Annotated in this window: 9 protein-coding genes; 5 read left to right on the forward strand and 4 right to left on the reverse strand. The window is 62.5% G+C overall.

Annotation, left to right across the window (positions count from 1 at the left end; all coding sequences use genetic code 11):
- Nucleotides 1-93: 93 nt before the first annotated feature.
- On the reverse strand, nucleotides 94-408 hold the full coding sequence (locus BJQ17_RS18875) for a hypothetical protein (RefSeq protein WP_012051530.1): 315 nt from the start codon (nucleotides 406-408) through the stop codon (nucleotides 94-96).
- Nucleotides 409-456: 48 nt separating this feature from the next.
- Here BJQ17_RS18875 and BJQ17_RS18880 point away from each other — a divergent pair, with 48 nt between their 5' ends.
- From BJQ17_RS18880 to BJQ17_RS18895, 4 genes are all read left to right on the forward strand, one after another.
- Entirely contained in the window at nucleotides 457-1380 is a 924-nt protein-coding gene (locus tag BJQ17_RS18880) for a LysR family transcriptional regulator (protein ID WP_003254610.1), read from the forward strand.
- A 13-nt stretch (nucleotides 1381-1393) separates the two neighbouring features.
- The gene (locus BJQ17_RS18885; RefSeq protein WP_060538492.1) at nucleotides 1394-2206 is read left to right on the forward strand and encodes an alpha/beta fold hydrolase; all 813 of its coding nucleotides are present in this window, start codon (nucleotides 1394-1396) and stop codon (nucleotides 2204-2206) included.
- Nucleotides 2200-2757, forward strand: coding sequence for a peptidylprolyl isomerase (locus BJQ17_RS18890; protein ID WP_070096456.1), 558 nt, complete (start codon nucleotides 2200-2202; stop codon nucleotides 2755-2757). Before BJQ17_RS18885 ends, BJQ17_RS18890 begins: the two co-directional genes overlap by 7 nt.
- A 62-nt stretch (nucleotides 2758-2819) precedes the next feature.
- Nucleotides 2820-4652 carry an ABC transporter ATP-binding protein gene (locus BJQ17_RS18895; protein WP_012051527.1) on the forward strand — a complete coding sequence of 611 codons (1833 nt, stop codon included), beginning with the start codon at nucleotides 2820-2822 and terminating at the stop codon, nucleotides 4650-4652.
- A gap of 105 nt (nucleotides 4653-4757) precedes the next feature.
- Here BJQ17_RS18895 and BJQ17_RS18900 read toward each other — a convergent pair whose 3' ends face one another.
- Nucleotides 4758-5885: a GNAT family N-acetyltransferase gene (locus tag BJQ17_RS18900; protein WP_041168339.1), complete on the reverse strand. Its 1128-nt coding sequence runs from the start codon at nucleotides 5883-5885 to the stop codon at nucleotides 4758-4760.
- Between the two features lie 262 nt (nucleotides 5886-6147).
- On the opposite strand from BJQ17_RS18900, the gene BJQ17_RS18905 reads away from it, so the two are divergent.
- The gene (locus tag BJQ17_RS18905) at nucleotides 6148-7392 is read left to right on the forward strand and encodes a putative porin (RefSeq protein ID WP_003254615.1); all 1245 of its coding nucleotides are present in this window, start codon (nucleotides 6148-6150) and stop codon (nucleotides 7390-7392) included.
- A 200-nt stretch (nucleotides 7393-7592) separates the two neighbouring features.
- Here BJQ17_RS18905 and BJQ17_RS18910 read toward each other — a convergent pair whose 3' ends face one another.
- Together BJQ17_RS18910 and hrpA are read right to left on the reverse strand one after the other, a co-directional pair.
- Nucleotides 7593-8714, reverse strand: a complete 1122-nt coding sequence (locus BJQ17_RS18910; protein WP_003254616.1) for a beta-ketoacyl-ACP synthase III — start codon at nucleotides 8712-8714, stop codon at nucleotides 7593-7595.
- A 174-nt stretch (nucleotides 8715-8888) separates the two neighbouring features.
- On the reverse strand, nucleotides 8889-12794 hold the full coding sequence (hrpA, locus tag BJQ17_RS18915) for an ATP-dependent RNA helicase HrpA (RefSeq protein WP_003254617.1): 3906 nt from the start codon (nucleotides 12792-12794) through the stop codon (nucleotides 8889-8891).
- Nucleotides 12795-13031 lie beyond the last annotated feature (237 nt).

Below are 13031 nucleotides of genomic sequence, written 5' to 3' on the forward strand. Positions count from 1 at the left end.
CAAAAAAGGGTGCGATTCGATGGAGGTGAGATTAAGGCTTGACCTATCGATAAAAAAGCGTAAAAAGTGGGTCCAATCTATCGATTAATCAGTTTATTCCGCACTGCAGTTCAAGGCGATCCGCAGTTTGATGATTTGCCGATTGAATTTGGCAGTGACATCGACGCTTTTACCTGCCGGTACGTTCACACGGCGTACCCGCGGTGCCTCCGGGCCATTGCGGAAGGTCACCTTGCACGCCGCCGGGACCTGCCCATAGTTGTTGAGGGTGATGGCGCCAATGTCATAGGCCGTGTCATAGGCGGTGTAGTCGAGCTTGACCCCGGTCAGCTCCTTCTCCACATCGATGGGATAAGCCATGGCCCCGAGGGGCAGGCACATCAGTATTGCCGCACAACATTTCTTCATGGGCCGCTCTCCTTGAAAGAGCGCAGCTTAGGACAACAGGAGCGAAAGATGAAAGCGCCGCGCGTAACCCTTGACCAGTGGCGAACCCTGCAAGCAGTGGTCGATCACGGCGGGTTTGCCCAGGCCGCCGAGGCCTTGCACCGCTCGCAGTCATCGGTCAGCTACACCGTGGCCCGCATGCAGGAGCAACTGGGCGTCCCGCTGTTGCGCATCGATGGCCGCAAGGCGGTGCTGACCGAGGCCGGCAATGTGCTGCTGCGCCGCTCGCGCCACCTGGTCAAGCAGGCCAGCCAGCTCGAAGACCTGGCCCACCACATGGAACAAGGCTGGGAAGCCGAGGTGCGCCTGGTGGTCGATGCCGCCTACCCCAGCGCCCGTCTGGTACGCGCGCTGGCTGCATTCATGCCACAAAGCCGCGGCTGCCGGGTACGCCTGCGTGAAGAAGTGCTGTCTGGCGTGGAGGAAGTGATGCACGAAGGCATCGCCGACCTGGCCATCAGCAGCTACAGCATCGGCGGCTACCTGGGCGCCGAATTGAGCGCAGTGGAGTTCATCGCCGTCGCCCACCCCGAGCACAGCCTGCACCGCCTGGGACGCGAACTGACCTTCCAGGACCTGGAAAGCCAGCTGCAGGTGGTGATCCGCGACTCTGGCCGCGCCCAACCGCGCGACGTCGGCTGGCTGGGCGCCGAGCAGCGCTGGACCGTCGGCAGCTTGGGCACCGCCGCCACCTTCGTCAGCAGCGGCCTGGGTTTTGCCTGGCTGCCCCGTCACATGATCGAGCGCGAACTGCGCGAAGGCGTGCTCAAGCCATTGCCGCTGGATCAGGGTGGCAGCCGCCATCCACTGTTCTACCTTTATTCGAGCAAAGAGAAGACCCTGGGCCCGGCCACGCAGATTCTCATCGACCTGCTGCGCAATTTCGACACCGCGCCACTGGACGTGCCCTTCGCAGCCCCCCCACAAGCCTGAGAGGACCGCGCCCATGGCCTATTTCGAACACGAAGGATGCACACTGCATTACGAGGAATATGGCCAGGGCGAACCCCTGGTGTTGCTGCACGGCCTGGGCTCCAGCTGCCAGGATTGGGAGTTGCAGGTGCCGCTGCTCAGCCGCCACTACCGGGTGATACTCATGGACATCCGCGGCCACGGTCGCTCCGACAAACCCGCTGACGGTTACCAGATCGCCACCTTTAGTGCCGACCTGCTGGCCCTGCTCGAACACTTGCACACAGGCCCGGTGCACTTCGTCGGCTTGTCCATGGGCGGCATGGTCGGCTTCCAGTTTGCCGTCGACCACCCTCAATGGTTGCGCAGCCTGTGCATCGTCAACAGCGCCCCTGAGGTCAAGCGCCGCACCCGCAGTGACTGGGCGTGGTGGCTCAAGCGCTGGAGCCTGGCGCGCATCCTCAGTGTCGAAACCGTCGGCAAGGGGCTGGCCGAGCGGCTGTTCCCCAAACCACAACAAGCAGACCTGCGACAGAAGATGGCCCAGCGCTGGGCGCGCAACGACAAGCGCGCCTACCTGAAAAGCTTCGACGCCATCGTCGACTGGGGCGTGCAGGAACGCATCGGGCAGATTCACTGTCCTACCCTGGTGATCGCCGCCGACCACGATTACACGCCGATACAACTGAAACAGCGCTACGTCGCCCTCATACCCAACGCCAGGCTGGTCGTCGTCGACGATTCCCGGCACGCTACACCCCTCGATCAACCCGAGGTCTTCAACCAGACCCTGCTGCAGTTCCTCGCAGCCGCTTCCACCTCTCAAGGATCTTTGAGCCCATGCTGAAAAAACTCCTGCTCACCGCCTGCTCGGTCGCCTTTGCCACCAGTGTCATGGCGTCCGACAAGACCCCGCACGTCATGCTGGACACCAGCTTCGGCCAGGTCGAAATCGAGCTGAACGCCGAGAAGGCACCGCTCAGTACCAAGAACTTCCTGGAGTACGTCGACAGCGGCTTCTACAACAACACCATCTTCCACCGCGTGATCCCGGGGTTCATGGTCCAGGGCGGTGGGTTCACTGACCAGATGGTGCAAAAAGATACCAAGGCCCCGATCAAGAACGAGGCCAGCAACGGCCTGCAGAACACCCGCGGCACCCTGTCGATGGCGCGCACGTCCAACCCGAACTCGGCCACCAGCCAGTTCTTCATCAACGTCGCCGACAACGACTTCCTCAACCCAGGCCGCGACGCCGGTTATGCCGTATTCGGCAAGGTGACCAAAGGCATGGAAGTGGTCGATCAGATCGTCAACTCGCCGACCACCATCAAAAAAGGCATGCGCGACGTACCGGCCGATCCGGTCTATATCAAGTCCGCCAAACGTATCGACTGACCGCAGGCTTCACAAGGATGTGAAACCGCCTGAAGGTCGGACGAACAGGAGTGTTGTCGCCCATGCTGTACCGCCGTTTCGAAAGACTGATCGATATTTTCCGCGAGGCACCGAGCGAAGCCCCCCCGAGCACGGTGTGGCCGTTCTACCTGTATTACCTGCGCCAGGTGTGGCCCAGCTTCGTGGCCCTGCTGGTGGTCGGCCTGGTCGCCTCGCTGATCGAGGTGGCGATGTTCAGCTACCTCAGCCGGATCATCGACCTGGCCCAGGGTACGCCCAATGCCAACTTCTTCAGCGAGCACAGCGGCGAGCTGATCTGGATGCTGGTGGTGATTCTGCTGCTGCGGCCATTGTTCTTCGGCCTGCACGACCTGCTGGTGCACCAGACCATCAACCCCGGCATGACCAGCCTGATCCGCTGGCAAAACCATACCTATGTGCTCAAGCAGAGCCTGAACTTCTTTCAGAGCGACTTCGCCGGGCGTATTGCCCAGCGCATCATGCAGACCGGCAACTCGCTGCGCGATTCCGCCGTGCAGGCGGTGGACGCGCTATGGCATGTGCTGATCTACGCCATCACCTCGCTGGTGTTGTTCGCCGAGGCCGACTGGCGCCTGATGCTGCCGCTGCTGGCGTGGATCGTCAGCTACATTGCCGCGCTGTTCTACTTCGTGCCACGGGTCAAGGAGCGCTCGGTGGTGTCTTCGGACGCACGTTCCAAGCTGATGGGGCGTATCGTCGACGGCTACACCAACATCGCAACGCTGAAGCTGTTTGCCCATACCGACTACGAACAGCAGTATGCGCGTGAGGCAATCCGCGAGCAGACCGAGAAAACCCAGCTGGCCTCCCGGGTGATCACCAGCATGGACGTGGTCATCACCACCCTCAATGGCTTGCTGGTGGTCGCCACCACCGGCCTTGCTCTGTGGCTGTGGAGCCAATCGCTGATCACCGTGGGTGCCATCGCCCTGGCCACTGGCCTGGTGATCCGCATCGTCAACATGTCGGGTTGGATCATGTGGGTGGTCAACGGCATTTTCGAGAACATCGGCATGGTGCAGGACGGCCTGCAGACCATCGCCCAGCCAGTCACCGTCACCGACCTGCCCAATGCGCCGGCACTGAAGGTCAGCCGCGGCGCGGTGCGTTTCGATGACGTCGACTTCCATTACGGCAAGGCCACCAATGTCATAGAAGGGCTCAACCTGGACATCCGCCCGGGCGAGAAAATCGGTTTGATTGGCCCGTCCGGGGCAGGCAAGTCGACCCTGGTCAACCTGCTGTTGCGCCTGTACGACGTGCAGGGTGGGCGCATCCTCATCGACGGCCAGGACATTGCCAAGGTGAGCCAGGCCAGCCTGCGTGCACAGATCGGCATGATCACCCAGGATACGTCGCTGCTGCACCGTTCGATCCGCGAAAACCTGCTGTACGGCCGGCCCGGTGCCAGCGATGCAGAACTGCACGAAGCTGTGCGCCGCGCGCGGGCTGACGAGTTCATCCCACAGCTTTCGGATGCCCAGGGCCGCACCGGTTTCGATGCCCATGTGGGCGAACGCGGGGTCAAGCTGTCGGGTGGCCAGCGCCAGCGTATCGCCATTGCACGGGTGCTGCTGAAGAACGCACCAATCCTGATCATGGACGAGGCCACCTCGGCGCTGGATTCGGAAGTGGAAGCGGCGATCCAGGAAAGCCTGGAGACGCTGATGCAGGGCAAGACGGTAATCGCCATTGCCCACCGGCTTTCCACCATTGCCCGTATGGACCGGCTGGTGGTGCTGGACAAGGGGCGGATTGTCGAAAGTGGCAGCCACAGTGAGTTGCTGGAGCAGCAAGGGCTGTATGCCCGGTTGTGGCACCACCAGACCGGAGGTTTTGTCGGGGTCGATTGACACCTGCGCGGCCTTTTCGCGGGTAAACCCGCTCCTACACAGGTTCGCTATCGTTGTAGGAGCGGGTTTACCCGCGAAAAGGCCGGCACAGGCAACACAGATCTCTCAGTCCCGGCGGTAGGGCAACATCCCCCGCGCCTCCTCGGCATACCCCTTGACCCCTTCCCGTTCCTGCAGCAGAAAATCCTCCACCGCCCGCCGCAACCCTGGGTGCAGCAGGTAATGCCACGACCGCGTCAACACCGGCTCGAACCCGCGTATCAATTTGTGCTCGCCCTGTGCCCCGGCATCGAAACGCTGGTAACCCTCGGCAATGGCAAAGTCCATGCCCTGGTAGAAACACGTCTCGAAATGCAGCCGGTCGAACTCATCCAGGCAGCCCCAGTAGCGGCCAAACAGGCTATCGCCCCCCACCAGGCTCAAGGCCATGGCCACATCTCGACCACCCTGGCGGGCCATCACCACGCGCACCGCCTCGGGCATGCGCTCGGCCAGCAGGCTGAAAAAATCGCGCGTCAGGTAGGGGGCACGACGGCGCACCGCATAGGTGTTGGCATAGCACAGAAAGACGAAATCCCACTGTGCCTCGTCCAGTTCATCACCGCGGTACCAGCGGAAGTCGATACCCTGCCCCGCCACCTGCTCGCGCTCCTTGCGCATCTGCTTGCGCTTGCGCGAGCTGAGGCTGTCGAGAAAGTCCTGGAAGTCGCGATACCCCCGGTTTTGCCAGTGAAACTGGCAACCCAGGCGTTCCATCCACCCAGGCAGGCCCGCCAACTGCGCGTCCAGCGCCGGGTCGGTGAAGTTGATGTGCGCTCCGGACAGCCCACCCTTGCCCAGATACTCCGGCAGGGCCTGCAGCATCAACAAGCCGTCAGCCGGATCGGCCGCCAGCAGCCGTGGGCCGCTGACCGGACTGAACGGCACAGCGCCAAGCAGTTTTGGGTAGTAGGCGATACCGGCCCGCTCACACGCATCGGCCCAACCATGATCGAACACATACTCGCCAAACGAGTGCCATTTGCGGTACGCGGGCAACAGCGCCCGTACCTGTCCGTCACGCTCCAGCACCAGGTGCTCGGCGGCCCAGCCAGTGTTGCGCGCCACGCTGCCGCTGTCCTCCATTGCACTGAGAAAAGCATGGCGCAGGAAGGGTTGGCCGGCTGGCACAAGGGCATCCCAGGTGGCCGTCGGCAGATCACGCAGGTGGGCAAGGCTGTACAGGCTGGTCACGTTTTCGGCTCGCTCTCTGAAGACCGTCAGTATCCCCAAGGAAGGCCCGTCGCTCAAATGACGAACGCCGGGTGGGCCCTTTAATTCTCAATTACTTAACAACAGTGCCACTAATCAGACATTAATCTGTCATTGGCCCCCGCAATACTTGCGCCTGTTTTCCGGAACCCTAGAACCTGTCTATTCAGGCCCTTTCCGAAGACATGCCAACGCAGGGGCAGGCGCTTGAGCCTCCCCCATTTTTTTCAGTAGGGAGAACCTTATGCGTCTTGTTTCCACACTTACCGGAGTAAGCCTCACCGGCATGATGCTGGCCCTGAGTGCCCCGGCCAGTGCTGCTGTCGACGCCAAGCTGCTCGAAATGCTCCGCGCCAATGGCTCGATCAACCAGGCGCAGTACAACGAACTGCAGGGCGACCTGGCAAAAGAAACCAAGGAAAAGGCCGACCAGAAAGCTCAGTCCGAACGTATGAGCTCCTTTGAACAAAAAGTGGCATGGGCCGCCAAGACCCAGATCAAGGGTGACGTGCGCCTGCGTTACGAAGACGTCAACGTCGACGATCCGAACAGCAGCAGCGGCAATCAGGACCGCCAGCGAGTACGTGCCCGTGTCGGCTTCTACAGCGAGATCAACCCGCAGGTTGACGCTGGGGTTCGTATCGCCACTGGCAGCAGCGCTGACCGACGTTCGACCAACCAGAGCTTCGACAACTACTTCGACAAGAAGTCGCTGTGGGTCGACCTGGCCTACCTCGACTGGCACCCGACTGCAGTCCCTAACCTGCACCTGATTGGCGGCAAGATGCAACAGCCTTGGGTGAGCATGGGCGACATCATCTGGGATAGCGACATCAACCCGGAAGGTGTGGCGGCCACCTACAAGGCTGACCTGGGCGGGGCCGAAGTGTTTGCCAGCGCCGGTCAGTACACCTTGAAGGACAACGTCGATGGTGACGGCGTCCAGTACAAGCACGATGCACAGGTCTACCACGGCCAGTTGGGCGCCAAGTTCGCGCCGGCCGACGTGCTCAAGCTCACCGTGGGTGCCAGCATCTATGGTTACGACAACGACAAGGAAGCAGCCATCCTGCAGTCGTTCGGCAACACCACCAACGAGTTCAATCTGGTGGAAGGCTTTGGCCAGATCGACTTCACTGGGTTGGCGATTCCGCTGTCGGCCTATGGCCAGTACGTGAAGAACACCGACAGCACCGACGGCGAAGATCAGGCCTGGCTGGCTGGCCTGAAAACCAAAATGGGTGCCTGGAGCCTGGACTACAACTACCGCGATGTGCAGCGTAACGCGGTGGTCAGCCTGTTCACCGATTCGGACTTCGGCAACGGCTACACCGGTTCGCGCGGTCATAAGTTCAAGGTCGGTTATGAAATCGACAAGAACTTCTCCCTGGGTGCTGCCTACCTGATGGCCAAGACCGACCTGTCGCAGCTGCCGAACAGCAATGCTGACGTCGACACCCTGCAGGTAGACCTGGAAGCCAAGTTCTAAGCAACACCCTGCTCTGCTTCACCTGAAGCGGGAAACGCCGACCCCATCCGGCGTTTCCCGCTTCTTTTTGCCTGTGTGAAATGCGCCGGCCCCTTCGCGGGCTTGCCCGCTCCCACAGAATCACCACAGACCTTGAGAACTGTGCTGTACCTGTGGGAGCGGGCAAGCCCGCGAAGAGGCCGTAACAGGCGCCTGATGAATCAGCGCTTGCGCAGAATCACGCTACCAATCGAATACCCCGCACCAAACGAGCTCAACACGCCCAACGAGCCTTTGGCCAGGTCATCCTGGTACAGGTGGAAGGCAATCACCGACCCCGCCGAGCTGGTATTGGCGTAACGGTCCAGAATCACCGGTGCCTCTTCCTCGGACACTTCACGCCCCACCAGTTTCTTGACGATCAACTGGTTCATGCTGAGGTTGGCCTGGTGCAGCCAGAAGCGCTTCACGTCGCCCGGTTGCAGCCCATTCTCCTGCAGGTGTTCCCCGATCAGCTCGGCCACCTTCGGGCACACCTCGCGGAACACCTTGCGGCCTTCCTGGATGAACAGCTTGTCCGCAGCGCCTTCACCCTCTTCCGCCGCACGGTTGAGGAAGCCGAAGTTGTTGCGGATGTTGTTGGAGAACTCAGTCCAGAGCTTGCTGCTGACGATGTCGAACTGGTGCGCCGAAGTGGCCTGGTCGGCACGCTCCAGCAACACGGCGGTGGCGGCATCGCCAAAAATGAAATGGCTGTCGCGGTCACGGAAGTTGAGGTGGCCGGTGCACACTTCGGGGTTGACCATCAGCACCGCCCGCGCCTGGCCCAGCGCTACGCTGTTGGCGGCGGTCTGGATACCGAAGGTGGCCGACGAGCAGGCCACGTTCATGTCGAAGGCAAAGCCCTGGACACCCAGTGCCTGTTGCACTTCGATGGCGATGGCCGGGTACGGGCGCTGCAAGTTGGAGCAGGCGACGATCACCCCGTCGACATCGGCCGCCGTTCGGCCTGCGCGCTCCAGGGCCTGGCGGGCAGCGGCCACGGCCATTTCACACAGCACCGACGGTTCATCGTTGCTGCGCTCGGGCAAGCGCGGCTTCATGCGCTGCGGGTCGAGGATACCGGCCTTGTCCATGACAAAGCGGCTCTTGATGCCCGAGGCCTTTTCGATAAACGCCGCGTCGGAGAGCGGCGCCGCCTCGACTTCACCGCGCTCGATGGCGGCAGCGTTGTCCTGGTTGAACTGCTGCGACCAGGCGTTGAAGGAAGCCACCAGCTCTTCGTTGGAAATGCTCTGGGCCGGGGTGTACAGGCCGGTGCCGCTGATCACGACGTTATGCACGGTCGTTCCTCTGGTCAAAGGCCACCGCCACAGGGCGCTGGCTGGAAACATGACAGGTTAATGGCACTTTAGTGCCAATTCAGGGGCCTACGTTTACCCCCGCAAGGCGGGCTCACCCGCCAAGGGCCGCAAAGCGGCCCCAAACGCCCCAAAGTTTGCCACAAATAATAGAGGTTAGCCTTCCACCTGACTCCATTGTTTGCTCAATCGCTTGTCAGAAATCGGCACCTTGGTCCCCAACTGCTGGGCAAACAGCGACACGCGATATTCTTCCAGCCACCAACGGTACACAGTCAATTGCTCATCGCGCTTGCCTTCCTGGGCATGCTTGTCGGCACGGGCCTTGTACTGCGCCCACAAATTGGCCAGCTCGCCGCTCCACACCCGGTCCTTCTGTACTTGCGAGCCGAGTTTCTCGAGGCGCAACTCAACCGCCTTGAGGTAACGCGGCAACTCCTTGAACCACACCCCAGGCGTTTCGCGCACGAAGCCCGGGTACACCAGGTTGCCCAGCTGCTGCTTGATGTCGTTCAGCGCCACCGCTTGGCTCAGGTCGATCTTGCCCTTGAAGCGCTTCTGCAGCCCATGCCACAGCTTCAGCACTTCCAGGGTCTGCCTTGCCAGGCGCTCGGCATGCTCGGCCCAGCTGCCGCGCTTGCGTTCAGCCAGCGCGGCCAAGGCCGCGCCATCACGTGGCAACGGTTGTTCGCCTTCAAGGATGCAACTGTCCAGGCTGGCCAGCAGAATGTCTTCGACCAGCGCCTCGACCCGCCCCATTTCACGGTACAGCAGGCCCAGCTCGGTCAGCCCCGGCAGCTTGCCGCGCAGGAACTTGGCCGGCTCGGCCAGTTGCTGCAGCAACAGCCGTTGCAAGGCGCGGCGGTGCTGAAACTCGGCTTCGGCCTGGGTCGAGAAACGCCCCTCACGCACAGTGCCGTTGTCTTCCACCAGCGCCGGGTACACGGTCATCGACAGGCCGGCGATCTTCTGCTGGGCGGTCTGCTTCACTTCGCTGAAGGCCTTGGCCTGCACCGGCTGCTCACCCTTGGCGTCACGCGGCACGGCCAGGGCAGCCTGGCTGGCGGCAGCAAAGCGCGCGGTCAGTTCCGCCAGGTCGCGGCCTTCGCCAAGGAACTTGCCCTGGCCATCGACCACTTCGATGTTCATGCGCAGGTGGCCTTCGACCTGGTTGACCGACTCGTCCCAGGCCTCGTCCGACACACGTGCACCGGTCATGCGCAGCAGCTCCTGGCCCAGGGCCTGCGGGAGCGCCCCTTGGCCGAAGGTCATGCGCGCCAGCGAAGCCTTGACGAAGTCAGGTACCGGGACAAAGTTCTTGCGCAGGGCCTTGGGCAGGTTGCGCACCAGCGCCACGCATTTGGCCTCCAGCAGGCCCGGCACCAGCCACTCCAGGCGCTCGCCCGGCAGGCTCGGCAACAGCGGCGCCGGCACCCGCACCGTCACACCATCGCGGGGGTGGCCGGGCTCGAAGTGGTAGCTCAGCGGCAGGCGCAAATCGCCCACCTGCATACTGTCGGGGTACTGTGCGGCGGTCACTTCGCTGGCCTCGCGGGCCAGCACGTCCTCCTCGCGCATGATCAGCAGGTTGGCGTCCTTCTGGCTGCCCATGCGGTACCAACTGTCGAAGGTCGCCGTCTGGTGGATTTCCGCCGGCAGGCGCGCTTCGTAGAAAGCGTACAGCGTTTCTTCGTCAGCCAGAATGTCACGCCGGCGAGCCTTGGCTTCCAGCTCGTCCAGCGCTTCAAGCAGGCGTTTGTTGGCCGCCAGGCACTTGGCCCGCGACTGGATTTCGCCACCCACCAGGCCTTCACGGATGAACAGCTCGCGCGAGGTCGCCGGGTCGATCGGGCCGTAGTGCACCGGCCGACGGCCGACCAGAATCAGCCCGTAGAGCGTGATCTGCTCGTAGGCCACCACCTGCCCGCGCTTCTTCTCCCAGTGCGGCTCGAAATGGTTTTTCTTGATCAGGTGGCCGGCCAGCGGCTCGATCCAGTCCGGCTCGATCTTGGCCACCATGCGCGCATACAGCTTGGTGGTTTCGACCAGCTCGGCAGCCATGACCCACTGCGGGCGCTTGCGTCCCAGGCCCGACGATGGATGCACCCAGAAGCGCCGCTGGCGGGCGCCCTGGTAGTCGCCCTCTTCGGTCTTCTGGCCAATCTGGCTGAGCAGCCCGCTGAGGATTGCCTTGTGCATCTTCTGGTAATCAGTCGGTTCCTTGTTCACCGTCAGCTGCAGGTCACGGCAAATCAGCGCCAACTGACGATGAGCATCGCGCCACTCGCGCAGCCGCAAGTAGTTCAGGAACTGCTTGCGGCACCAGTTGCGCAGCGGGTTGGCAGTCAGCGCCTGGCGTTGTTCCTCGAAGCCGCGCCACAGGTTGACCAGCGCAGCGAAGTCCGAGTCCACGTCCTTCCACTGTGCGTGCGCCTGGTCGGCGGCCTGCTGGCGTTCTGGAGGGCGTTCACGCGGGTCCTGCACCGACAGCGCACTGGTGACAATCAGCACTTCCTGCAGGCTGCCCAGGCGCGCGCCTTCAAGCAGCATGCGGCCCAGCCGCGGGTCGATCGGCAAGCGCGCCAGCTGGCGGCCAATTGGCGTCAGCTGGTTCTCGCGGTTAACCGCCGAAAGCTCCTGCAACAGGTTGAAGCCGTCGCTGATGGCTTTGCCATCCGGCGGCTCGATGAACGGGAAGGCATCGATTGCGCCCAGGCGCAGGTGCAACATCTGCAGGATCACCGCCGCCAGGTTGGTGCGCAGAATCTCCGGGTCGGTAAACGCTGGCCGGCTGTTGAAGTCCTCTTCGCTGTAGAGACGCACGCAAATGCCCGGCTCGACCCGGCCGCAACGGCCTTTACGCTGGTTGGCACTGGCCTGTGACACCGCCTCGATCGGCAGGCGCTGGACCTTGGCGCGGTAGCTGTAGCGGCTGATGCGCGCGGTACCGGTGTCGATCACATAGCGGATGCCAGGCACGGTCAGCGAGGTTTCGGCGACGTTGGTGGCCAGCACCACGCGGCGCCCGGTGTGCGGTTGGAAGATACGCTGCTGCTCGGCCGGCGACAGGCGCGCGTACAGCGGCAAAATCTCGGTATGGCGCAGTTGCGCCTTGCGCAGGATCTCGGCGGCATCACGGATTTCCCGCTCGCCCGGCAGGAAGATCAGCACATCGCCCGGCCCCTTGCCCTCGCTACGCTCGTGCTGCGCCAGCTCGTCGAGGGTGGCAAGGATGGCCTGATCGACGGTGAGGTCATCCTCGATCTGGTTGCCTTCCTCGTCCTGTTCGCTGGTCAGCGGGCGGTACCAGGTGTCCACCGGGAAGGTGCGCCCGGACACCTCGATGATCGGCGCACCGTCGAAGTGCCTGGAGAAGCGCTCCAGGTCGATGGTGGCCGAGGTGATGATCAGCTTCAGGTCCGGTCGACGATGCAGCAACGTTTTCAGGTAGCCGAGCAGGAAGTCGATGTTCAGGCTGCGCTCGTGCGCTTCGTCGACGATGATCGTGTCGTAGCGTTCAAGGAAACGGTCGTGCTGGGTTTCGGCCAGGAGGATGCCGTCGGTCATCAGCTTGACCAAGGTATTGGAATCGCTCTGGTCTTCAAAACGCACCTGGTAGCCGACCAGCGCGCCCAAGGGCGTGCCCAGCTCTTCGGCGACTCGCGCGGCCACGCTACGCGCTGCGATCCTGCGTGGCTGGGTATGGGCGATCAACCCATGGCTGCCACGGCCAAGTTCCAGGCAGATTTTCGGCAACTGGGTCGTCTTGCCAGAGCCGGTCTCGCCGGCGATCACCAACACCTGGTTTTCGGCCAGGGCCTTCTTGATTTCGTCACGCTTGGCGGCGATGGGCAGGTTGTCGTCGTAGCGTACGGTCGGCACGCTCTGCTGACGCGCGGTGACCTGAGCGCAGGAGGCCTGGACCTTCTCCACCCACTGCGCCAGCTTCGCCTCGTCGGGGCGCTTGCGCAGTTCGTGCAGTTGCCGGCGCAGGCGATGGCGGTCGGCAATCATGGCGTGGTCGAGGTTTTGCAGCAGTTTGTCGATGGCGTGGTCAGTCATGGGGCTTTTTAGTGATGCAGGTGAGCCTGCTTTTTCATGATCGGCATTCGGAAAGTCGGGCGATTGTCGCAGATTTGCGGATTCTCTGCTGCTTGCACGCGCCCTGTGAGAGCCGCCTTGTGTCGCGATAGGGCTGCAAAGCGGCCCCAGCAACTTCTGAATGGTCGCTGATGGCCGGAGCCCGCTACGCGGCCCTTTCGCGACGCAAGCCCGCTCCCACTTTGACCGTGATGCTTT

The organism is Pseudomonas sp. NBRC 111139 (genome assembly GCF_001753955.1).
Taxonomy (GTDB): Bacteria; Pseudomonadota; Gammaproteobacteria; order Pseudomonadales; family Pseudomonadaceae; genus Aquipseudomonas; species Aquipseudomonas alloputida.